The organism is Bacteroides parvus (genome assembly GCF_017309675.2).
Classification (GTDB): domain Bacteria; phylum Bacteroidota; class Bacteroidia; order Bacteroidales; family Bacteroidaceae; genus Bacteroides; species Bacteroides uniformis.
Genome location: NZ_CP084680.1, coordinates 3,702,351 through 3,724,206, shown reverse-complemented (window position 1 = coordinate 3,724,206; position 21,856 = coordinate 3,702,351). Strand labels below are relative to the sequence as shown.

The window sequence follows — 21,856 nt, the reverse complement described above, 5'->3', positions numbered from 1 at the left end:
CTATGATGTAGGGATACTCTGTGAGGAGTATCCCTACAATTTTTTACATTGATTCCACGTTGCCTCCCTTTGAGGGGAATTGTTTGGACAATAACAAAAAAGAGGAATATTCTTTCGAATTTCCTCTTCTTTGCGGGTGGCAGATGGGACTCGAACCCACGACATTCAGAACCACAATCTGACGCTCTAACCAACTGAACTACAGCCACCATGTTAGTGCATTTCTTAAATGCGGTGCAAAGATAGGGATAATCTTTAATATTGCAAAGAATGAGACGAAATTTTTTGAGATTTCTGCATTATTTTTTCTTCTCGTAGATATCTATATTGTGCTGCTGGAGCAGCTTTCGAGAGCTTTTGACGAAGATTCCCAGGTGTTTACGAGCTTCCGGAGTTAAATGTTCTGTAGGAAAACTGGCAGGATAAAGAATGTAATTTTTTTCTTTAGTAAGTTCCGGCCGGCCGGTCCAGACCAGATTATATCCACAATAGGAAACACGACAGTATGGAAAAGGCAGAGGATTGGAGTCTGGCAGGGGCGTCTGACTCTGACCGATGTAAGAGGGACGGATGGGTTGGGGGAGAGGATGTTTCTCCAACTGCAAAGTGAAGATGAGGCCGCCGTCAGTGTTGGCCTTGCTCATATTGGAAATGAAGTTTCCCAAGGAATAGACTATGATGTGCTGTTCGGTACCGTTGGTACGTAGTTCCATTGGTTGAATGACGTGAGGGTGTGAACCGATAATATGTGTTACGCCTTGTTGGAGCAACCAGTTGGCCAGTTCGCGTTGCTCACGGTTGGGAAGGGACTGATATTCCTCTCCCCAATGCATACAGGCAATAATGGCATCCGGTTGGCGTGCCTTGGCACTTTGGATATCTTGCAGGATGGTATTCTTATCAATATAGTTTACGATATTGGGAGAGGTAGCCTTGATACCATTGGTGCCGTAAGTATAGTTGAGTAGGGCAATGCGAAAGCCGTTTCTGTTGATGAACAGGGGATAGCGTTGCCTGCGCTCCGACAGATTCTTGTAGGTGCCTGCGTAACGAATACCGGAGGAGTCGAGCAATTGTATGGTACGCTCCATCCCCTTTTTCCCACGGTCCAGACAGTGGTTGTTGGCTGTCAGTAAAATATCGAATCCGGCGTCCTTTATGGCTTGAAGATATTCATCGGGGGCGCTGAACATAGGATAGCCCCGATAGGGCTTGCCCCCCAATGTGACTTCCAGATTTCCTATGGCGAGGTCTGCCTGGGATATTTGCTCTTTTATGAGGGAGAAGCAGGAGGAGTAGTCATATTTTCCTTCAGATACATGTGCTGCGTCTATTTGTGCCTGGTGCTGCATCAGGTCACCGACAAATAATAGCGTAATCCTTTCCTGGGAGGAAAGGGTTACGCTATACAGTAAGACAGTCATGAAGACGACGAGCGTTTTCATGACGTTGTTATTGGTAGATTGCTTTCTTGCCGGCAAGCAATGTATTCTTCATAAGGGAAACGATGGTCATCGGACCTACGCCTCCCGGTACGGGGGTAATGAATGAACATTTAGGAGCTACTTCATCGAATTTCACATCACCGGTCAACTTGAACCCGGATTTCTTGGAGGCATCGGGCACACGGGTAGTACCTACATCAATAACGACAGCACCTTCCTTGACCATTTCCGCCTTAACAAAGTTCGGTTGTCCCAACGCAGCAATGATGATGTCCGCTTCCTGGCATTCCTTTACCAGGTCTTTGCTGCGGCTGTGGCATACGGTTACTGTGGCGTCGCCGGGATAAGCTTTCTGCATCATCAGGGCAGCCATGGGTTTGCCGACAATGTTACTGCGTCCCAATACCACGCATTTCTTGCCTGAAGTTTCTATCTGATAGCGCTTCAGCAGTTCAAGGATACCGTTGGGGGTAGCGGATACATAGCAGGGAAGACCAATGGACATCCGTCCCACATTGATGGGATGGAAACCGTCCACATCCTTACGGTAGTCGATGGTTTCAATCACCTTTTGCTCAGAGATATGTTTGGGCAAGGGAAGCTGTACAATGAAACCGTCCACATCTGCATCCTCGTTCAATTCGCGTACTTTGGCAAGCAGTTCCTCTTCGGTAACGTCTGCCTCGTAACGGATAAGGGAGGACTTGAATCCGCAAACTTCGCATGCTTTTACTTTGGCGGCAACGTAGGTTTCGCTACCTCCATCGTGTCCTACAAGAATGGCGGCCAGATGCGGGCGTTTACCCCCACGAGCCACTATTTCGGCTACTTCTGCTGCAATCTCTTGCTTTACTTGCTCTGAAATTGCTTTTCCATCAATCAGTGTCATAGGCTATTATCTTATCTTTTTAATTTCGGCATCATCTTGCCCATCTTGCTGCCAGTTACCATCTTCATCATCTTGCGGGTCTGGTCAAACTGTTTCAGCAGGCGGTTTACTTCCTGAATATTCGTACCGCTACCTTTGGCAATGCGCTGGCGGCGTGAACCGTTCAGAATGGCCGGATTACTGCGTTCTTCCGGAGTCATGGAGTAAATAATGGCTTCAATGCTCTTGAAGGCATTGTCGTCAATGTCTATATCCTTGATGGCTTTGCCTACGCCCGGTATCATGGAGGCAAGTTCCTTCAAGTTACCCATTTTCTTGATTTGTGCAATCTGGCTCAGGAAGTCGTTGAAGTCGAACTGGTTCTTGGCAATCTTCTTTTGCAGGCGTTTGGCTTCTTCCTCGTCATATTGTTCCTGTGCACGTTCCACCAAAGATACGATGTCACCCATACCGAGGATACGGTCGGCCATACGTGAGGGATGGAATTGGTCTATGGCATCCAGCTTTTCACCGGTACCTACAAACTTGATGGGCTTGTTTACCACCGAACGGATAGAAAGGGCGGCACCACCGCGGGTATCACCATCCAGTTTGGTCAATACTACACCATTGAAGTCGAGCCGTTCGTTGAATTCCTTAGCGGTGTTCACTGCATCCTGACCGGTCATTGAATCCACTACGAACAGAATTTCGTCCGGATTGATGGCCTTCTTGATGGCGGCAATCTCGTTCATCATCTCCTCATCCACTGCCAAACGACCGGCTGTATCGACAATTACAAGGTCGTAGCCTTTGGCTTTGGCTTCTTGGATGGCATTTTGGGCAATGGCTACCGGATTCTTGCTGTCCGGTTCCGAGTACATAGGTACGCCAATCTGTTCAGCCAGTACGCGTAACTGCTCGATGGCAGCAGGACGGTATACGTCACAAGCCACCAATAACGGCTTTTTGTTCTTCTTGCTCTTCAGCATGCGGGCCAGCTTTCCGGAGAAAGTTGTCTTACCGGAGCCTTGCAAACCGGACATTAGGATAATGGCAGGCTTGGAGTCGAGGTTTATTTCAGAAGTCTCGCCGCCCATGAGCTGGGTCAGTTCATCGTGCACGATTTTTACCATCAGCTGGCTGGGCTTAACGGCTGTCAGCACGTTTTGTCCCAAGGCTTTTTCCTTAACGGTATCGGTGAAGTTTTTGGCTACCTTATAGTTCACATCGGCATCCAAAAGTGCCTTACGTACGTCTTTCAGGGTTTCCGCAACATTGATTTCGGTGATTTTGCCCTCACCTTTCAAAATTTTAAACGACCTTTCAAGTCTCTCGCTTAAATTATCGAACATAGTATCTAATTACAATTACTAAATTACAAATTACTCTTATTGAGGCGCAAAAGTACAAAAAATCCCTTTAACTGCCTTCTTTTGAAGCAGAATATTATTGAAGACTTGCAGTGGATGGGCGAAAAGAATGGAAGTGCCGGTCAGGGCACTGATAATTATCTATATTATTCTGTTTTTTGAGGGCTTTTTACTTATTTTCTATGTATGAAAAAACGGATATAAAAAAGCTTCCACCTACGTTTATGGACGTAAATGGAAGCTTTTGTACAATATCTGTATGCAGTTATTGTTAACTGTTCATGCTCATCAGGAATTCGTCGTTGTCTTTGGTCTTCTCCAGACGGTCTTTTACGAAGTCCATGGCTTCTATCGGATTCATGTCGGCAAGGTACTTGCGGAGAATCCACATGCGGTCCAGTGTCTGCTTGTCTTGCAGCAGGTCATCGCGGCGGGTGCTGGAGGCAACGATGTTGACAGCCGGGAAGATACGCTTGTTGGACAAGTTGCGGTCGAGCTGCAACTCCATATTACCCGTACCCTTGAATTCTTCGAAGATAACCTCGTCCATCTTCGAGCCGGTGTCAATCAAGGCAGTGGCAAGGATGGTCAGTGAACCGCCGCCCTCGATGTTACGTGCTGCACCGAAGAAGCGTTTGGGCTTATGCAATGCGTTGGCATCCACACCACCGGAAAGCACTTTGCCGGAAGCCGGGGATACGGTGTTGTAGGCACGTGCCAGGCGGGTGATGGAGTCGAGGAAGATGACAACATCGTGTCCGCATTCCACCATGCGTTTTGCTTTTTCAAGGACGATGCCGGCAATCTTCACGTGGCGTTCTGCCGGTTCGTCGAAGGTAGAGGCGATTACTTCCGCATTGACGGTACGCGCCATGTCGGTAACTTCCTCCGGGCGTTCGTCGATGAGCAGCATAATCATGTAGACTTCCGGATGATTGGCGGCAATGGCGTTGGCAATGTCTTTCATCAAGATGGTCTTACCGGTTTTGGGCTGTGCCACAATCAAGGCACGCTGGCCCTTACCGATGGGGGCAAACAAGTCTACGACACGGGCCGACATAGAGTCGGAGTATCCACCTTTGCAAAGCTTGAACTTCTCGTCCGGGAAGAGGGGGGTGAGGTGCTCGAACGGTACGCGGTCGCGTACGAAAGCCGGGTCACGTCCGTTTATTTTGGATACTTTTACCAGCGGGAAGTACTTTTCGCCTTCTTTCGGGGGACGGATTACGCCTTCTACCACATCACCGGTTTTCAGGCCGAACAATTTGATTTGTGATTGTGATACGTAAATATCGTCCGGTGAGGACAAATAGTTGTAATCGGAGGAACGGAGGAAGCCGTAGCCATCCTGCATGATTTCCAGTACACCGGTTCCGGTGAGGATGTCATCGAATTCGTACGTCTTCTCGCGTTCTATTACGGGTTTGCGTTCCGGAGCGGCGGGATAGTTCTCTCCGTTGTTATACGGTTGTGCAGGGCGCTGCTGCACGGGGCGCTGTTGGTTATAGCCACCGGTACGGTTATTATTGTTGTTATTATTATATGGGTTGTTGTTGTCACGGGGACGGAGGCGTGGGCGTTGTGGCTGTTGCGGTTGCAGTTCGGCAGGGGCAACGGCAGGAGTGGGAGTTGCGGGAGTTTCTGCTTTGGTCGCTTCGAATTTACCGATAAGTTCGGAAGGCAACTCTATCTTTTCTGTGGGGAGGTCTTCAATGGGGATGAAGTCATCTGCCGCCTCGGCCAGAATAGGGCTTTCGTCCGGTACGATATTCTTCACGGCTTTTTTAGCTTCCACTTTTTTAGCTTCCGCTTGGGGTTCCGTTTTCGGAGCTTTAGCCTCGAAGTTCAATTCCGGTTCGGCAACCTTCGGGGTTTCCGTTGCTTGGGGTGCGGCAGTCTCTTCCTTTACCTTGCGGGGGCGTCCCGGTTTGCGTTTGGGTGCGGCGGCTTCTTTGGCTGGCGCCGGCGTTGCAGCTTCTAGGGTCGGTTCTTGGGGTGCTTCCACAGTTTTGGGTTGTTCTTTCGCAGCCGGTGCTTCCTCTGTTTTGGCTTTGGTGAGGTCTCCGTTTTTATTGGCTGAGAACACTTTGTCGGCACCTTCCTTTTTTACGGTCTTGACAGTGACGCGCGAGCGTTTTTGCTTTTCCCCTTTACGCTCTTCCTTCAGCTTGTCGGCGGCAACTTTCTTGGTAGCGCCTGCGATAGCTTGTTCGTCAAGTATCTTGTAAACAAGTTCTTCTTTTTTGAGTGAGTCTGTTTTTTTTATACCCAGTTCTTGGGCAATAGTTTGTAGTTCCGACAAATTTTTGTCGTTCAGTTGAATGATGTTATACATACAGTATATATGTGAATGGTTTAAAATTTACTTTTATTGAAAGGCATAAGTGCACAGTTGCAGTTGTTGTAGGAAGCAACTTGGGCAAGTTTACCTTGTGATATATGATTTATATGGGATATTTATTATTGAACCGGAAATCTGATAAACAATTCTCGCCACAGCAAGAAGTCGCAGAATGTTTCAACGGTGCAAAGGTAATAAATATTTTTGGTTTCATAAACAAATCATCTTTTTTTTAAATTTAAAACTTTATCTTTGCTGTATTAACAACAACATGAAGGATTGGTTTATGAATATAGATGAAGTACAGTTGATAACTTTTTCACCTACTTGTACCTCTAAACAAGTGGGAGAGGCAATTGTTCACGGAACGGGAATTTCGTCTGTCTCCAAAGTGGACCTCACCTTGGAGGCGGCGGGTAAAAGGGAGGTACCTTCCCATGCTTTGGCGGTCATCACGGTGCCCGTATATGGCGGCCATGTGGCTCCTTTGGCATTGGAGCGGATGAAGGAGCTTCATGCTGACGGTGCACCTGCCGTGGTTGTGGTGGTGTACGGCAACCGGGCCTATGAGAAGGCTTTGGTGGAATTGGATGCTTTTGTCACGAAGTTGGGCTTCAAGGTAATTGCAGGTGCTACGTTTGTAGGAGAGCACTCTTATAGCAGTGAGAAATATCCGGTGGCAGCCGGACGTCCGGATGCGGACGACTTGGAGTATGCAAAGCTTTTTGGTGAAAAGATACGTGCTAAAATTGCGGCGGCCGAAGATATGGAGAAACTGTATGGGGTGGATGTGACCCGTATCCAGCGTCCGCGCCAGCCTTTCTTCCCGTTGCTCCGCTTTTTGCGCAGAGTCGTCAAGTTGCGTAAGAGTGGGGTGCCTATGCCCCGTACTCCGCAAGTGGATGCGGAACGTTGTACGCATTGCGGATATTGCGTGAAGCATTGTCCTGCAGGAGCCATTATAAAAGGAGACGAGTGCAATACGGTTGCAGAGAAATGCATCAAATGTTGTGCTTGTGTGAAAGGCTGTCCGCAGAAGGCGCGCACGTATGACACGCCGTTTGCCGTATTGCTTTCCGATTGCTTCAAGAAACAGAAGGAGGACAGAATTATTCTGTGATGGCTACTGGTCGATGGTTGATACAACCAGCACTTTCCGGGTTTTTTCGTCTATTCTGAAACGGTTGTCCGCCCGTTCTCCCACCAGCCAGATGATGTCATCTCCGCAGCAAAGTACCCATTGCCGTTCTTTGCGCAGAAGGGAGAACTTGCGGTCGGTCAGGTAGTCGCTTACCTTCTTCCGTCCTTTCATGCCGAAGGGCACGAAACTGTCTCCCTGCTTGCAAAGGCGCAGCGAGAGGGGATGCTTGAGTTTGTCGGCATCAAAGCAGGCGGTGGCTTTGTCGCGTGGAATAATGAAATCCGGTGTATAGGGATGCTCTTTTATTTCCAGTAGCGGCTTTACGGCTTCTTGTACGGGTTCTATCAACAACGAGCCGCGGTCTTTGATGACACGCCAGCCGGGGGTAGTAAAGACTTTGCCGGGCTGTCCGTCCAATGTCCGGCAGATGTCCCTTACTTGTGCGGCGTTGAATCCAAGCGGATGCAAGATCTCAAATAAGACCGTTTCCGATGCCGCTTCTTGCTTCAGGGCGTTGATACTTATGCCTTCCGATGTCTTGACCCGCAGTTTGGCTTCTTCTATACCTATATTATATATAGAGGCCGCATCGTCCAGATGCTCTGCCGTTTTGAGGATGCTTTCCTTGACGGAGGGGTTTATCTCCTGCATCATGGGAAGCAGGTTCAAGCGTATTTTGTTGCGGGTATATTCGTCCTGCAGATTGGTGCTGTCTGTCACGTAGGCTTGCCCGATACTTTCCAGATAATCGGTGATTTCCTTTCTGTCCAGGCAGAGCAAGGGACGGACTATATGTCCGTTTCGGGGGCGTATGCCCCGCAATCCGTTGATGCCGGTACCGCGAATCAGATTGAGCAGCAATGTCTCCACACTGTCATCCTGATGGTGGGCGACGGCAATGACGGTTGCACTGCATGCTTCCCTTGTTTTTTCAAACCACGCGTAGCGCAATTCCCTTGCAGCCATTTCGATGGAGATATGCCGTTCCTTTGCTTCCCGCTCTGTGTTGAAATGGACGGTGTGCAGCGTCACCCGGTGCTCCAGGCAGAGCTGGCGTACAAAGTGCTCGTCGCGGTCGGATTCCGCTCCGCGCAGATGGAAGTTGCAATGGGCGGCTTCGCATGTGTATCCCAGGCTGAGGAGCAGGCGCAGCAACGCCACGGAGTCCGCCCCGCCACTCAGTGCCACAAGTATCTTGTCGTCCGGCGAGAAGAGTTTGTGGCGTTCGATGTATTGTACTACCTTCTGCATATTCAACTTATTCGACTATAGAGTAGTGCAAAGATAGTGCAAACGATTTTTATTGCCACATCTGCAAGTATCTATTTTCAGAATCTTTATCGGCTAAGGTCGTATTTGCTAAAAGCTAATCTTACCACAGCTGTGTTTTATGCATACCACATCTTTGTTCTTTTCTTACCACAAGTGGTAAGAAAAGAACAAAGATGTGGTGATGTTACGATTTAGTATCTCTGGAAATAGTGTTCTGCCTTTTGGGCATTGTTGTTTAGTATCTTTTGGGGGAATTAAATGATGGTTCAATCTTTTCTCTTTCGCTTATCACGGCTCTTTCATTTATAGGAGTTAAGGGGGGTAAAACCTTTAAAGGAAAGAACTGTGTCTGCTTATTTAAAAACATTCTAAATTATTTGTGCCTTGCGGACATAAGTATTATCTTTGCCCCTAAAATAGAAAAGAAAGGCAGAAAGACTATGCGTTTGTCCGAATTGAATACCGGTGAAAAAGGTGTAATCGTAAAAGTGCTGGGACACGGTGGTTTCCGCAAACGGATTGTGGAAATGGGATTTATTAAAGGTAAAACAGTGGAGGTCTTGCTGAATGCTCCGTTACGTGACCCTATCAAATACAAAGTAATGGGATATGAGATTTCTCTTCGTTGGCAGGAGGCTGAGATGATAGAGATTATCAGTGAGCAGGAAGCCAAGGAGCAGGCTGTGCAGCCCGATTACCACGAGGGGCTGGGCGAAAACATGCATTTGGGCGAAGATGAGCTGAAGCAACTGGCCCTCGGCAAACGCCGCACCATAAATGTGGCTTTGGTGGGAAATCCCAACTGTGGTAAAACTTCTCTTTTCAACATCGCTTCTGGTTCGCACGAGCATGTGGGCAATTACAGTGGCGTTACGGTAGATGCCAAGGAGGGGTATTTTGACTTCCAGGGCTACCATTTCCGTATTGTCGACCTTCCCGGAACCTATTCCCTCTCGGCCTACTCCCCTGAAGAAATCTATGTTCGTCGGCACATCATTAATGAAACACCGGATATCATTATCAATGTTGTGGACTCTTCCAATCTGGAACGCAATCTTTATCTCACCACCCAGCTGATTGACATGAACGTGCGCATGGTGATTGCACTGAACATGTACGATGAGCTGGAAGCTAGTGGAAACACGCTGGATTATGTAAAGCTCAGCCAGTTGTTCGGAGTCCCGATGTTGCCTACGGTCAGCCGTAGCGGGAAGGGCATCGAACAGCTGTTTCATGTGATTATCAATATTTACGAAGGGTGCGATTTCCTCGACCATAAAGGAAGGATACGCAGCGAGATATTGAATGACCTTCGCAGCTGGCATCAGGAGTATGTTCCCGACCATGATTTCGGCAGCCATAAAGAAGAGGTGGAACAGCCGCGCGGCTTTTTCCGCCATATCCACATCAATCACGGTCCAGAGTTGGAGCGTAGCATTGAGGAGGTGAAGCGCGTCATCAGCGTCAATGAGAACATCCGTCACAAATATTCCACGCGTTTCCTTGCCATCAAGCTGCTGGAGAACGACGGAGACTTGAAAAAGATTGTGGAGGAGCTGCCCAACGGAAAGGAAATTCTTGCCGTCCGCGACCGGGAAGAGGCACGGATTGCCGAGGTGATGAACGAGGAGAGCGAGCAGGCCATCACCGACGCCAAGTATGGTTTTATAGCCGGTGCCCTGCGCGAGACCTATGTGGACAATCATCAGGATACGTCGCGTACCACTCAAATCATAGACTCAATCGTTACCCACCGCGTATGGGGCTATCCCATTTTCTTCCTTTTCCTTTATCTGATGTTCGAAGGCACCTTTGTGCTGGGCGACTATCCTATGCAGGGGATTGAGTGGCTGGTAGGCGAATTGGGTGACCTGATACGCGACAACATGTCCGAAGGACCGCTGAAAGACCTTCTGGTGGATGGCATTGTCGGGGGTGTGGGAGGTGTCATTGTATTCCTGCCGAATATTCTGTTGCTCTATTTCTTCATCTCCTTGATGGAGGACTCAGGCTATATGGCACGTGCCGCTTTCATTATGGATAAGATTATGCATAAAATGGGGCTGCATGGAAAGTCCTTCATTCCGCTGATTATGGGCTTTGGCTGCAATGTTCCCGCTATCATGGCTTCGCGCACCATCGAGAACCGCAAGAGCCGTCTGGTGACGATGCTCATCAACCCGCTGATGTCGTGCAGCGCCCGTCTGCCCATCTATTTATTGCTGGTAGGCGCCTTCTTCCCGAACAATGCGAGCTTTGTGCTGTTGGTAATCTATGCCATCGGTATTCTGTTGGCAGTGCTCATGGCACGCATTTTCTGCCGCTTCCTGGTGAAAGGGGACGATACACCGTTCGTCATGGAGCTGCCGCCTTATCGTATGCCGACGTCCAAGGCCATCTTCCGCCATACGTGGGAGAAGGGAGCGCAGTATCTCCGCAAGATGGGAGGTATCATTATGGTGGCATCCATCGTTATCTGGGCATTGGGATATTATCCCAACCACGATGAATATGAAAGTGTGACGGAACAGCAGGAAAATTCCTACATCGGTCGGATTGGTAAAGCCATGGAACCGGTCATCGAACCGTTAGGATTCGACTGGAAACTGGGTATTGGCATCCTTTCCGGCGTGGGTGCCAAGGAACTGGTGGTAAGCACGCTCGGAGTGCTTTATGCCGACGATGCCGAGGCAGATGCCGTAAGCTTGAGCGAACGCATTCCAATAACGCCCCTGGTGGCTTTCGGCTACATGGTGTTTGTGCTGATTTATTTTCCGTGCATCGCCACGTTGGCAGCCATTAAAGGGGAGTCGGGCAGTTGGAAGTGGGCCGTGTTTGCGGGGCTTTATACTACTGCGCTGGCCTGGCTGATGTCTTTTGCAATTTATCAGATAGGAGGTCTGTTTTTATGATGAATAGTTGGCAGGAGTGGGTAGTAGCCTTATTGTTGTTGCTCTGCGCTGTGCGGATTGGCATGAGTATTTATTCTTTTTTTCATCGGGTCAAAGAAAATGGTAATCCGTGTGATAGCTGTGCAAGTGGCTGTGAACTAAAGAATTTGTATGATAAGAAGCGTGCGGAGTGCAGTGGAGTGACGAAAAAAAAGAAGAAAAGTTGTTGCGGATAGTTGGTAGTTTCAAAAAAAGTGCTACCTTTGCATCCGCAAACAAGAAATAAAGAGTTCTTGTAAGAACCGGTACCTTGGATGAGTGGCTTAGTCAGCGGTCTGCAAAACCGTGTACGGCAGTTCGAATCTGCCAGGTACCTCGAAGAATAAAACTCCGAAACTGCTTTTTAAAAGTGTTTCGGAGTTTTTTGTTATAGGGAATTGTTTGCCCATTCTATAAAATATCATTCGCTGAATAGTTACAGCTTACTTATTAAAGATTGAATAAAATGAAAAAAGTAGGATTTCTGATTTTCTGTCTGTTTGCTATGTGCAGCATGGCAGGCAAGGCACAGGATGTAGTGGCGGACAGTACCGGCTACATCGTTAAGGTAGGGGAGATGGCTCCTGATTTTACAGTGAAGCTGACGGATGGGAAAAGCATTACCCTTTCGGAACTTCGTGGGAAGGTGGTCATGTTGCAGTTTACCGCAAGCTGGTGTGGAGTGTGCCGTAAGGAGATGCCTTTCATTGAGAAGGATATTTGGCTGAAGCATAAGTCGAATCCGGATTTTATGCTGATTGGCATTGACCGTGACGAGCCGTTGGAGAAAGTGATTGCTTTTGGTAAGTCAACCGGAGTGACCTATCCTTTGGGTCTGGACCCGGGAGCGGATATATTTGCGAAGTATGCGCTCCGCAAGGCAGGCATCACACGCAATGTCCTAATTGATAAGGAAGGGCGTATTGTGAAGCTGACACGTTTGTATAACCCTGAAGAATTTGCTTCTCTGGTGAAGGAGATTGACGGGATGCTTTCTGAATAGCAGGCATAGGCAAGATATAAAAAAACGAAGTGCCCCCTAAAAGTTTTTGTCTAACCTTTAGGGGGCACTTCATTTTATGCTTGTCGGGATAGTTTGGCAAGATAGTCATAATGTGTACCCTCTTTCACCAGTTCTGCAGTAAAGCCGTTTTCGGCAGCATAAAGGCTCAGGGTTTGGAAGTCGATGTAGAGCCAGTCAAAGGAGTCTCCTTTGACATTCTTGTATTGCATCTGGAAGTCTACCTCTCCGTAGTAATCACCGGCAAGGTCGATAACAATACTGCCATCTTCCTCTTCGAACAGATAGCTCAGGTTGCTGGAATCCATTAAAACGCAGCCTCCAGGCCGGAGCAGCAGCTTCATCTTCCGGAAAAAATCAAGCAGATTCTCCAACTTTCCGATAATGCCGGAACCATTCATCAGCATCAGGATAGTGTCGTATTCATCGGCAAAGTGTTCATTGAACAGATTGGTTTGTGACACGCTACGCACACCTCGCTGCTTCATCACTTCCACGGAAAGCGGGGAAATGTCGATGGCATGGACCTCTTTTCCGGCTTCTTGCAGGGCAAGGCTATGGCAACCGCTGCCGGCACCCACATCCAGAATCCTTCCGGTTGCCATTTGCAGAGCAGTACGCTCCAGCAAGGGCATTTGCTTTTCTGTGCGGAATAGCTCTTCGACGGGAATTTCGTCCTCATCGAATTGTGAAGAGAACACGCGTAGGCGGTCGGCTTTATGCCGTTTGAAGTAATCGGCTATGGCTGCGCCCATCGGGTCCTTGTCGGCAGGCAATAAGGCTGTATTTATCATTTCTTATGTCTGTTAGCGCGTTTGCGGCGGATTTCTGCTTTCATTTTGGCTGAGGCGGAACCGTGTTGCCCGGTAATGTAGGTTTTCTTCTTGGCTTTGGTCTTTATCTTGTTTTCTTCTTTAGGTTTGTCCTTTTTGCCTTTGAAGACAATACCACCCATCATCGCTTCTTCTATACTCATATATTTCGTTGTTTTAATAAAGTAGAATATCATTTCTCCGGCAATACCTCAATCCAATAGTCATCCGGGTCATTGATAAAGTACAGTCCCATTGCTGTGTTTTCGAAACATACCCATCCGTTTTCCTTATGGTATTGGCGTATGGCGTCGTAATCGCCGGATACGCGGAAGCAGAGGTGACTCTCGTTCTCTCCTAATTCGTAGGCTTGTGGGTGATCCTTCAAGCAGGTCAGTTCCAGCAGAAAGCCGGTACTGCCGTCGGTCAGATAGACCAGAGTGAAAGAGCCGTCGGACGACTCTTTCCTATGATGTTCTTTCAGCCCCAGTGCCTTTTCGTAGAATGCGATGCTACGTTCCAGGTTGGTGACATTGATATTAAAATGGTCGAATTTACTTTTTATTTCCATTTGTTTATTTCTGATTTGATTATTTACAATTTATAGTCTGCGTGTGCGGTCATTTGACCATTGCTTTCAGAATTTCGCCTACATACGTGCGTGGCATACCTTCCATCGTTGCCGGTGAGGGCAGCTTCTTACATTCCAGAATGACCGTAGGCTCTGTCTGTCCCGTAGGATAGAAACGGATGGTATAGCTTTCTGCTTTTTCCATTTGTTCATACGGCTGGTCGGGCGATAGTATGCTGAATACAACTGGTTTGCCGTTGACTTTGCCCAAAGAACCTCCGGAGTTTGCTGTCATCATGGTCATGTTGAAAGGCTCTTGGCCGATGACGATAACCAATTTGCCTGCTCCGGTCTGGATGGCATCGGCTGACAATTGCTCGGGGGCTATGGTCGTATATTCTTGTTGCTGGTTCTTTTGGGCAGGAACCAGTGCGGCAGGTTTCTTGACTTGGGGCACTTCGATGACTTGGGCATCTTTCACGACGCCTTCGGATGCCTTTTCAGTAGCCTGGGCGGGTTCCACGGTAACTTGTTTCTTCGGGGTGATTACTGTCGGACCGGAATTGACGACAGCCTTCACCTCTTTCTTTTCTTCCTTCTTTTCTTCTACCGGAGTTTTGGCAGTGGTGGCGCTCAATGCTTCTGCTGCTCCCAGGCAAAGGTCATCAACGAAGTCTACGGTTTTTCTGCGCCACTTGGCAAGTCCGCGTACCAGTTTGGTCTTCGCCTTGTTCAAGGCATACTTGTCTACAATCCACTCTTCGGCGGTATATTTTTCTTTTCCTTCGCGGTAGTTAAACCGTATCTTCTCTACTTCGAGCACGCTCTTTTCGGGTTGGCAGGTCACAGTCAGCTGGTAAAGGATTTTGGTACGGTCTAATGACAGAGCCGTAGAACTGAATACAATCCATTCATCCCCGATACCTACAATCTGTCCTTTCTCTTTGTCTGAGAATACTACACGGCTGTTATTTTCATTCTCTTTCAGACGGGCATCCATCCAGCCGAGCAGACGTTCGTAGATTTCATCCTGAGACATGCCGGGGATGCTGAATTCTTTGGTGAATACCACTTTACCGTCCACCTCGGGAACGGCACCGGCCAGATATTTACTGTCGTCCCTATCCTGCGCCTGCAGCATGGTCGGCAGACACAGGCAAAACAGTGTAAAAAGAAGTTGTGTCAAATTTTTCATAATAGTATGTGTTTTAATTATTAATTTACGAATTATGGGCTACAAGTTGGGGAGTTCGAAACTTTCACCACGGTGTGCGATGCTCAGAAAGTGGCATCCCTTGCTCTCGGCAAACTGCCGGAAGGCGTTGCCTCCCTGATAATCTTCGCTGAAGTGCATCGGTACAAATATAGTGATTTTTATTCGTTCCACGAATTGTTCTGCTCCACGCATATAATCTTTTCCGATACGGCTGTCTACCGGAAACATGGCTACATCTATGGCAGGTGCAGTTTGCTGCAGAGCTCTCACTTCGGCCAGAAAGTCACCTTCGGCCTTGCGTATTTCCTGCGGAGTAGATTCCTCGCTCCAGTGCCAGTTGTTTAGGTCACCGGCATGGAACAGTCGCCTGCCCTGCAGGTCTATCAGGAAGGAGATACCCACATCGGTGGAACCGAAGGCTTGGATACGGATATGTTCGTCTTCGTAGGTGTCGCCCTTATTGATATAGGTGGCATCTTCCGCTGAGGCGCGGCGGTGCTTCAGGATGTCTTTGGAGAATATGTAGCGGATGTCGGGCCGCTGTTTTTTCCATGAAAGAACTTCGCGATTGAAGTGGTCGGGATGGAAATGCGAGCATAGTACGTAGAGTACGCCCGGCTTTTCCAAGAGATAGTCGTGCACGATACCTTTATTGAAAACCTCTTCCGAGGAATCTTTATAGTAATCGATAATGACCGTCACTCCGTCCGCTTCAATCGCGAAGCCGCTATGGTAGATGTAATCAAGTTTCATTTACGGATTGAATTATAGCGCAATATTACAAAAAACGCTACACAAACTTCCGGTTTAAGCTGTTATTTTATGCAAAAGTACGCTACATCGGTACTTCTATGAAGAGAATGTGAGAGTCTTTCAGTGTTTCCAGCTCAAAACTGCCGGTTTCGTACACTCCCATTCCGTCACGACGTGAGAGCACTGTGCCGTCCACTTTGACTTCACCCTCCATTACGAAGATGTAGACACCGGAATGCGATTGGTGCATGTGGTAGTCAATCTTCTTTCCAGCTTCTATTTCACCGATAGAGAACCAGGTCTGTTGTAGCAATCTGGCAGGAGCATCGCCGTCAGGGGATACTATTAGCGCCATTTCATTTTTGCGCAGAAGTGGACGTACGTCGAAGTCCTGGTATGCGGGTGGTGTGTTCAGCTTTTCGGGCATCACCCAGATTTGCAGGAATTCTACCGCTTCAGTGTCACTGCCGTTCATTTCGCTGTGGTAGATGCCGGTGCCGGCACTCATGGTTTGTATATCTCCCGGAGTGATGACGCGGCTGTTCTGATGACTGTCCCCATGTTTCAGTTTCCCTTTCAAGGGAATGGAGATGATTTCCATATTTTTATGAGGATGTGTGCCGAAGCCCTTTCCCGGAGCCACACGGTCGTCGTTCAGTACACGCAAGGCGCCGAAATTCATCCGGCGGGGATTGTAATACTCGTCAAAACTGAAGGTGTGGTGGCTGTCAAGCCAATCATATAGGGAATGACCTCTGCTATCTGATTTGTCTATAACTTTTTTCATAATTTATTCCTTTTCCTAAAATGGTTTATATACTAGTAACGCTTTGGAAAGTTATAAAGTTTTAAAACCGATGTCTAATAATTTGTAAATGAGTGGGAACTATGCTTTGACCTCATTTTCCAGTGGCTTATGGTTCATAAAATCTTTGATGTTCTGTAACGTTGTCGAAGCAATGTTTGCCAGTGCCTCGCGTGTGAAAAAGGCCTGGTGCGAAGTGACGATGACATTATTGAAGGACAGTAGCCGCGCCAGGGTATCGTCATCAATGATTTTGTCCGATTGGTCTTCATAGAAATATTCGCTTTCCTCTTCGTACACATCCAGGCCGGCAGAGCCGATTTTCTTGTTTTTCAGTCCTTCAATCAGGGCGTTGGTATGGATGAGTTGTCCACGTCCGGTATTGATAATCATTACTCCGTCCTTCATTTTACTGATGGAATAGTCGTTGATGAGATATTTGGTCTGCTCAGTCAGCGGGCAGTGCAGGGAGATGATATCCGAATTGTGATAAAGCTCATCCAGGCTGGTATATACCACTTGATGTTCACGGGCAAAATTATAGTCGGGATAGAGGTCGTAGGCAAGGATATTCATGCCGAATCCGCGCAGGATACATATCAGTTTTTTGGCAATTTTTCCCGTACCGATGATGCCTGCTGTCTTTCCGTACATGTCGAAGCCCAGAAGTCCGTGCAGCGAGAAGTTTCCGTCCCGTGTCCGCCAGGTGGCGCGTGGAATTTTACGGTTGAGGGATAACATCAGGGCAACGGTATACTCTGCCACGGCATAAGGGGAATAGGCAGGGACGCGCACTACGGTAATGCCACAGTCGGTAGCTGCTTTCAAATCTACATTGTTGTAGCCGGCGCAGCGCAACGCCAATAATTTCACACCATTGTCCGCCATCAGACGAATAACTTCGGCATCGGCCGTGTCGTTCACGAAGATACAGACTGCATCTACGCCTTGGGTTAAAATAACATTGTGCTTGTTGAGATGCCCTTTATAGTAGCGGAGCTCAAAACTATATTCCTTGTTCTTTTCATTGAAAGATGCTTCATCATAAGGTTTGCTGCCAAAAAATGCAATAGTGTATGCCATGGGATTTGTTGTTTTTTAAATGTTATATAATAATAGGGAGATAACAAGTGGAAAGTTGATATGGTTCAGTGGCCGGAAGGATCCATAAAATGATAATTATTTCCATTTGTTTCATTAGAAACTATTTGGTATTTCAATGAAAGTATTATATTAGGATAACTTTATGCACAAAACTATTTTTTATGTGCAATATTATTGTACCTTTGCGCCCGAAAACAATTAAAAAAGATTTAGATGAGAAAAATTTCGTTGATTAGCATTGTGATGTTAATCGTTTCAATTCCAACTTTTGCGGGTGGTATCCTGACAAATACAAATCAGCATGTATCTTTTCTTAGAATGTTAGCGCGTGGTGCTTCCATTGATATTGACGGTGTCTATTCTAATCCGGCCGGTTTGGCCTTCTTGCCGGAAGATGGTCTCTATTTGTCTTTGAATGGACAAAGTGCTTATCAGACCCGTAACATAAAGGCGACATTTCCCTTGTTTATTGAAGATGGGAATACACGTTATTATAAAGGAAAAGCTTCTGCTCCTTTCATTCCTAGTTTTCAAGGTGCATATAAAAAAGGAGACTGGACTATTTCCGGTAGCTTTGCTGTTGTAGGTGGTGGTGGTAAGGCATCGTTTGATGATGGTTTGGGTATGTTCGATTCAATGGTGATGGGACAAGTCCATACTATTTCGGGTGGTCAAATCACTCCCAATATGTATTCTATCAATAGTGCAATGGATGGAAGCCAGTTTATTTATGGTGTGCAATTGGGGTTGTCGTATCAAGTTAATGATTGGTTAGGTGTGTTTGCCGGTGGACGTATGAATTATTTTACCGGTGGGTATGAAGGATTTCTGACTGCAACCGCACACAGTAATATTCCTACTTATGGTGGCATGGAATTGGTTGGTATCGATTTAGACTGCGACCAGACCGGCTGGGGATTGACCCCTATCTTGGGAGCTGATGTGAAGTTGGGCAAATGGAATATTGGGTTGAAGTACGAGTTTATGACAAGTCTTAATCTCGAAAATAAAACCAAAAAAGCTGAAGTGCGTGCAATGGGAACTGCTATGGGAGATGAAGGGAACCCTTTGGCTGACTATAAGGATGGTGTGAATACTCCGAGTGATATCCCTGCATTATTGACTGCAGCTGTTGGTTATGAATTCCTTCCTACGCTTCGTGCAACGCTGGAATATCACCATTTTTTTGATAAAGCGGCAGGGATGGCCAATGATAAGCAGAAAGCGTTGAAGCATGGCACACATGAAATTTTGATTGGTGCAGAATGGGATATAGCTAAACAGCTGACCATCAGTGGTGGTTATCAGCGTACAGATTATGGCTTGGCTGATGATTTTCAGAGTGATATAAGTTTTTCATGTGATTCTTATTCACTGGGGTTTGGTGCTGCCATCAAAATGACAAAGCATTTGACTATGAATATAGCCTATTTTTGGACAAACTATGATGATTATACAAAGAAGATAAGTGAAACCACCAAGAATGTTTATAGCCGTACTAATAAAGTGTTTGGTCTTGGTGTTGACTATAAGTTCTGATTTCACAATCCTACCTTTATATATTAAGAAGCCGTCTCAAATATCGATTTGAGGCGGCTTCTTTCTTATTTTATATTGGATTAGAAAGAATACTGTACAAGCAGGTTCATACGGTTGGCATGGTTGGTGGAATTGTCGAAGTTGGTGCGCCAGCCACGCAGATATTCAGCGCCTACCTGCATGTTCGGGGTTACGTTCCAGAATACGTTGGCTACGAAATATTGCCCGTAGCGGTAGGTACTTGGCAGGTCGTTGGGATAACCGTCTTCAGAATAAAGGCGGGACATGCTGTAAGTACTTGAGAGGAATATCTTCGGAGATATGTTATATTGCAGACCTGCATACCAGCCCAGCATGGGCAATGCCTGCATTTTGCCTTCCTTTTCGGGATTGGGGACAATATCGACGTTCAGATTACTGATGTCGTTCAGGTATTGCCCGATACCTTTTCCATAGTTGACTTGCCCGAATGCCTGCCATTTTTTACCGAGGTTGAAGGTCGTTGAGGCTTGTACACCGTATCCGGTGACGCTGGAAGCCTTGTCCCTTTCCGTGCTGGTATATGTCATGCTGCGGATGATACCTCCTACACGCAGATGACTGCTGCTGTTCCAGCTGTATTGTGCCGAAGCCGTGAAGTCCGGCATGCGTTGCTGGGCAATCTCGAATTGGCTGCTTGTTGTGCCGTCAACGGCAGGCGCCTCGATGGAAGCTTGGAAGCGAAAGTCTTTCAGCCCTTTATAAGTATATGACAATTGTGTGGCGCGGTAGAATGTGGCACCGTTGGGACCTTGAAAGTCAATGGTGGAAGGGAGGGCGCCTAAGTCCATGAAACCGCCATAATTGTATCCTATTGTTATATTGCGGAATGAAAGATAGGCATTGCGCAGTTGGAATGTCTTGTCTCCACCACGGAAATTTCCAGCAGTATAGACTGTGAAGTCACCCAATAGCCGGGTGTGTCCGACCAATTTCAGAAAGATAGTAGCCGTACTGGCATCCATCTGAAATTGATTTTTGATTTTACTACTGCTTGGAATGTTGGCAGGAACAAAGTCGATGTCATCCACGATACCTCCAAAATCATACTCGCCGGTGGCACGGACATACCCTCCGATACCCAGGGCGAATTTGCCTTGTTTGTCCATCAATAAGAAGCGGGGAGCTTTCGGGTCATGGATGTAAGGCAATTGTGACTCATTCATGATGCGGATAATCTCGTCGCCCGCTTTGTCGATGGTAACTATGACAATGCCGTTTGGAGCTTCGTCATCGATAATCTCTTTTTTTTGTGCATGGATAGTGGACAAGGGAAGTCCGGTTACGCACAACAGACACATTGCTTTTAAGATTGTTTTCATTTAAGTTAGGTTTTGATGAATGTGCTTTCAACAACTTAAATGAAAAAAGGTTTTGTAGTCTTGGAGGAAGAAAGGAGGTTATTCCGTCAGTATTCTTGCCTTGAATGAAGATCGTATGCAAAATTACCCTTACCCTAATTTCCGGAATAACCTCCTGAGGATGTGTGTTAAGTTACTTATTTTTTCATGACGGCATTCCATAGCGCTTTGCGTAGGGTTCCCATGGTGTCGTCACCTTCATAATCCCAGAACATCATGCCTTTCATGCCGTTTTTTAATATCCATTCACCTTTGGCGGCAATACTGCGGGGATTGTCGTAACCACAGTAGAAACTGCCGTTTTTGGTGACATAGGGGACATTGCCTTCTGCATCCCAATTTTCGATAACATAGCCGTCATCCTTACTCAGGTTGAGAATATCCCGATAATTGATGCTGCCGCCGGCATTGAAATCGGCTCTTCCGTAGAACGGAATTCCCAACACTAATTTGTCGGCAGATACACCTGCATTCAGGTATTCGTCTACGGAACGCTGGCAGTCCCAGTAATTACTAGGCTTGTTCAATGCTGATTGATGCTGGGGGGCACCAACCAGATCATAGGCCATGATATTGACGAAATCTACATACGGGTCTACAGCCTTTACATCAATATATTTGTAGCCTTCGCCTTGGGGACGCTTGTCCATGCAATAACCTGCATAGGTCAATAGGGTGGACTGCCCCAACTCTGCACGCAAGTCTTTCATCAATAGGGTGAAGTTCTCCACATCTACCAACTCGTCATAGGCATTGCTGCTGAAAGTCATACCGGGAAATTCCCAGTCAATGTCAATACCGTCTATGCCCTCACTCAGAACAAAGGCTCTGCAGTCTTGTGCGAATTGCTTGCGCATTTCCGGACTCTTCGCCAGGGCGGAGAAGCCTCCGTCTTGGGAATTGTCAGAATTGGAAACGCTATTGGTAAAAGAGAGTAATATCTTCACATGTGGATACTGGCTCTTTATTTTCTTTACCTTATCAAAACGGGATTTATCACCTTGCAGGCCAAACTTTTCATAAATTCCGTTTTTAACATATAATTCTGCAAAAGCGTAGTTTATGTGGGTCAGGTATTTGGCATCGGGTATGGATGTGCCATAATAAGTGACGTAGCCCAATGCAACCCGGCCTGCAACCTGCTCGGCCATTTCGGTCTCGTTGTCTTCATTTCCCGGAGCTGGCAGTCCGGGAATGTAGTCGTCATTGTGACATGCGGCTACTAGAAAGACAGTAGCTATTATAAATAGCAGTTTCTTTTTCAT

General features: G+C 47.1%; 19 protein-coding genes and 2 tRNA genes. 6 read left to right on the top strand and 15 right to left on the bottom strand.

The features are described from left to right. Positions 1-135: 135 nt before the first annotated feature. The 5 genes from JXR92_RS15245 to rho all read right to left on the bottom strand — a co-directional run bounded on the left by JXR92_RS15245 (position 136) and on the right by rho (position 6,021). Positions 136-209: transfer RNA gene (locus JXR92_RS15245), tRNA-His, on the bottom strand. A gap of 90 nt (positions 210-299) precedes the next feature. Next, positions 300-1,445, bottom strand: a complete 1,146-nt coding sequence (locus JXR92_RS15240) for a CapA family protein (protein WP_138345559.1) — start codon at positions 1,443-1,445, stop codon at positions 300-302. Positions 1,446-1,452: 7 nt separating this feature from the next. Beyond that, the gene (gene folD, locus JXR92_RS15235; protein WP_009038180.1) at positions 1,453-2,334 is read right to left on the bottom strand and encodes a bifunctional methylenetetrahydrofolate dehydrogenase/methenyltetrahydrofolate cyclohydrolase FolD; all 882 of its coding nucleotides are present in this window, start codon (positions 2,332-2,334) and stop codon (positions 1,453-1,455) included. An 11-nt stretch (positions 2,335-2,345) separates the two neighbouring features. After that, positions 2,346-3,668 carry a signal recognition particle protein gene (gene ffh, locus JXR92_RS15230; RefSeq protein WP_117965352.1) on the bottom strand — a complete coding sequence of 441 codons (1,323 nt, stop codon included), beginning with the start codon at positions 3,666-3,668 and terminating at the stop codon, positions 2,346-2,348. 289 nt (positions 3,669-3,957) lie between these two features. Continuing rightward, positions 3,958-6,021, bottom strand: coding sequence for a transcription termination factor Rho (rho, locus tag JXR92_RS15225; protein WP_138345558.1), 2,064 nt, complete (start codon positions 6,019-6,021; stop codon positions 3,958-3,960). A 292-nt stretch (positions 6,022-6,313) separates the two neighbouring features. Here rho and JXR92_RS15220 point away from each other — a divergent pair, with 292 nt between their 5' ends. Further along, a complete protein-coding gene (locus tag JXR92_RS15220) occupies positions 6,314-7,147 on the top strand; it encodes a 4Fe-4S binding protein (RefSeq protein ID WP_057253123.1) in 834 nt (277 codons plus the stop codon). Positions 7,148-7,150: 3 nt separating this feature from the next. Here the strand turns inward: JXR92_RS15220 and tilS are convergent, their stop codons facing one another. Beyond that, entirely contained in the window at positions 7,151-8,419 is a 1,269-nt protein-coding gene (tilS, locus tag JXR92_RS15215) for a tRNA lysidine(34) synthetase TilS (protein WP_138345556.1), read from the bottom strand. A gap of 461 nt (positions 8,420-8,880) precedes the next feature. Here tilS and feoB point away from each other — a divergent pair, with 461 nt between their 5' ends. The 4 genes from feoB (at position 8,881) to JXR92_RS15195 (ending at position 12,373) form a co-directional block, all read left to right on the top strand. Then, on the top strand, positions 8,881-11,352 hold the full coding sequence (feoB, locus tag JXR92_RS15210) for a ferrous iron transport protein B (RefSeq protein ID WP_138345554.1): 2,472 nt from the start codon (positions 8,881-8,883) through the stop codon (positions 11,350-11,352). Beyond that, on the top strand, positions 11,352-11,567 hold the full coding sequence (locus JXR92_RS15205; protein ID WP_370293441.1) for a hypothetical protein: 216 nt from the start codon (positions 11,352-11,354) through the stop codon (positions 11,565-11,567). Before feoB ends, JXR92_RS15205 begins: the two co-directional genes overlap by 1 nt. Positions 11,568-11,635: 68 nt before the next feature. Beyond that, positions 11,636-11,707, top strand: a tRNA-Cys gene (locus JXR92_RS15200). Between the two features lie 129 nt (positions 11,708-11,836). After that, positions 11,837-12,373: a TlpA family protein disulfide reductase gene (locus JXR92_RS15195; protein WP_016274283.1), complete on the top strand. Its 537-nt coding sequence runs from the start codon at positions 11,837-11,839 to the stop codon at positions 12,371-12,373. Between the two features lie 74 nt (positions 12,374-12,447). Here JXR92_RS15195 and JXR92_RS15190 read toward each other — a convergent pair whose 3' ends face one another. From JXR92_RS15190 to JXR92_RS15160, 7 genes are all read right to left on the bottom strand, one after another. Then, a complete protein-coding gene (locus JXR92_RS15190; RefSeq protein WP_138345361.1) occupies positions 12,448-13,185 on the bottom strand; it encodes a class I SAM-dependent methyltransferase in 738 nt (245 codons plus the stop codon). Further along, positions 13,182-13,367: a hypothetical protein gene (locus JXR92_RS15185; RefSeq protein WP_008664928.1), complete on the bottom strand. Its 186-nt coding sequence runs from the start codon at positions 13,365-13,367 to the stop codon at positions 13,182-13,184. Before JXR92_RS15185 ends, JXR92_RS15190 begins: the two co-directional genes overlap by 4 nt. Before the next feature lie 29 nt (positions 13,368-13,396). After that, on the bottom strand, positions 13,397-13,774 hold the full coding sequence (locus tag JXR92_RS15180) for a VOC family protein (RefSeq protein ID WP_117600350.1): 378 nt from the start codon (positions 13,772-13,774) through the stop codon (positions 13,397-13,399). A 49-nt stretch (positions 13,775-13,823) separates the two neighbouring features. Further along, positions 13,824-14,969 carry a DUF4468 domain-containing protein gene (locus tag JXR92_RS15175; RefSeq protein ID WP_138345362.1) on the bottom strand — a complete coding sequence of 382 codons (1,146 nt, stop codon included), beginning with the start codon at positions 14,967-14,969 and terminating at the stop codon, positions 13,824-13,826. Between the two features lie 39 nt (positions 14,970-15,008). Next, positions 15,009-15,743 (bottom strand): MBL fold metallo-hydrolase, encoded by a 735-nt coding sequence (locus JXR92_RS15170; RefSeq protein WP_138345365.1) that lies wholly within the window; start codon positions 15,741-15,743, stop codon positions 15,009-15,011. A gap of 82 nt (positions 15,744-15,825) precedes the next feature. Continuing rightward, on the bottom strand, positions 15,826-16,530 hold the full coding sequence (locus JXR92_RS15165) for a pirin family protein (RefSeq protein ID WP_057089062.1): 705 nt from the start codon (positions 16,528-16,530) through the stop codon (positions 15,826-15,828). 99 nt (positions 16,531-16,629) lie between these two features. Continuing rightward, entirely contained in the window at positions 16,630-17,631 is a 1,002-nt protein-coding gene (locus JXR92_RS15160; RefSeq protein ID WP_138345367.1) for a 2-hydroxyacid dehydrogenase, read from the bottom strand. 234 nt (positions 17,632-17,865) lie between these two features. On the opposite strand from JXR92_RS15160, the gene JXR92_RS15155 reads away from it, so the two are divergent. Continuing rightward, positions 17,866-19,191 (top strand): OmpP1/FadL family transporter, encoded by a 1,326-nt coding sequence (locus JXR92_RS15155; protein WP_138345369.1) that lies wholly within the window; start codon positions 17,866-17,868, stop codon positions 19,189-19,191. A gap of 80 nt (positions 19,192-19,271) precedes the next feature. On the opposite strand, the gene JXR92_RS15150 is transcribed toward JXR92_RS15155, so the two are convergent. Continuing rightward, positions 19,272-20,552 carry a hypothetical protein gene (locus JXR92_RS15150; protein ID WP_138345371.1) on the bottom strand — a complete coding sequence of 427 codons (1,281 nt, stop codon included), beginning with the start codon at positions 20,550-20,552 and terminating at the stop codon, positions 19,272-19,274. Positions 20,553-20,728: 176 nt separating this feature from the next. Next, positions 20,729-21,856: a glycosyl hydrolase family 18 protein gene (locus tag JXR92_RS15145; RefSeq protein WP_138345373.1), complete on the bottom strand. Its 1,128-nt coding sequence runs from the start codon at positions 21,854-21,856 to the stop codon at positions 20,729-20,731.

Excerpts from the sequence above, each read along its gene's own strand:
- JXR92_RS15240 (WP_138345559.1), bottom strand. The coding sequence starts at position 1,445 with ATGAAAACGCTCGTCGTCTTCATGACTGTCTTACTGTATAGCGTAACC.
- folD (WP_009038180.1), bottom strand. The coding sequence starts at position 2,334 with ATGACACTGATTGATGGAAAAGCAATTTCAGAGCAAGTAAAGCAAGAG.
- ffh (WP_117965352.1), bottom strand. The coding sequence starts at position 3,668 with ATGTTCGATAATTTAAGCGAGAGACTTGAAAGGTCGTTTAAAATTTTG.
- rho (WP_138345558.1), bottom strand. The coding sequence starts at position 6,021 with ATGTATAACATCATTCAACTGAACGACAAAAATTTGTCGGAACTACAA.
- JXR92_RS15220 (WP_057253123.1), top strand. The coding sequence starts at position 6,314 with ATGAATATAGATGAAGTACAGTTGATAACTTTTTCACCTACTTGTACC.
- tilS (WP_138345556.1), bottom strand. The coding sequence starts at position 8,419 with ATGCAGAAGGTAGTACAATACATCGAACGCCACAAACTCTTCTCGCCG.
- feoB (WP_138345554.1), top strand. The coding sequence starts at position 8,881 with ATGCGTTTGTCCGAATTGAATACCGGTGAAAAAGGTGTAATCGTAAAA.
- JXR92_RS15205 (WP_370293441.1), top strand. The coding sequence starts at position 11,352 with ATGAATAGTTGGCAGGAGTGGGTAGTAGCCTTATTGTTGTTGCTCTGC.
- JXR92_RS15195 (WP_016274283.1), top strand. The coding sequence starts at position 11,837 with ATGAAAAAAGTAGGATTTCTGATTTTCTGTCTGTTTGCTATGTGCAGC.
- JXR92_RS15190 (WP_138345361.1), bottom strand. The coding sequence starts at position 13,185 with ATGATAAATACAGCCTTATTGCCTGCCGACAAGGACCCGATGGGCGCA.
- JXR92_RS15185 (WP_008664928.1), bottom strand. The coding sequence starts at position 13,367 with ATGAGTATAGAAGAAGCGATGATGGGTGGTATTGTCTTCAAAGGCAAA.
- JXR92_RS15180 (WP_117600350.1), bottom strand. The coding sequence starts at position 13,774 with ATGGAAATAAAAAGTAAATTCGACCATTTTAATATCAATGTCACCAAC.
- JXR92_RS15175 (WP_138345362.1), bottom strand. The coding sequence starts at position 14,969 with ATGAAAAATTTGACACAACTTCTTTTTACACTGTTTTGCCTGTGTCTG.
- JXR92_RS15170 (WP_138345365.1), bottom strand. The coding sequence starts at position 15,743 with ATGAAACTTGATTACATCTACCATAGCGGCTTCGCGATTGAAGCGGAC.
- JXR92_RS15165 (WP_057089062.1), bottom strand. The coding sequence starts at position 16,530 with ATGAAAAAAGTTATAGACAAATCAGATAGCAGAGGTCATTCCCTATAT.
- JXR92_RS15160 (WP_138345367.1), bottom strand. The coding sequence starts at position 17,631 with ATGGCATACACTATTGCATTTTTTGGCAGCAAACCTTATGATGAAGCA.
- JXR92_RS15155 (WP_138345369.1), top strand. The coding sequence starts at position 17,866 with ATGAGAAAAATTTCGTTGATTAGCATTGTGATGTTAATCGTTTCAATT.
- JXR92_RS15150 (WP_138345371.1), bottom strand. The coding sequence starts at position 20,552 with ATGAAAACAATCTTAAAAGCAATGTGTCTGTTGTGCGTAACCGGACTT.
- JXR92_RS15145 (WP_138345373.1), bottom strand. The coding sequence starts at position 21,856 with ATGAAAAAGAAACTGCTATTTATAATAGCTACTGTCTTTCTAGTAGCC.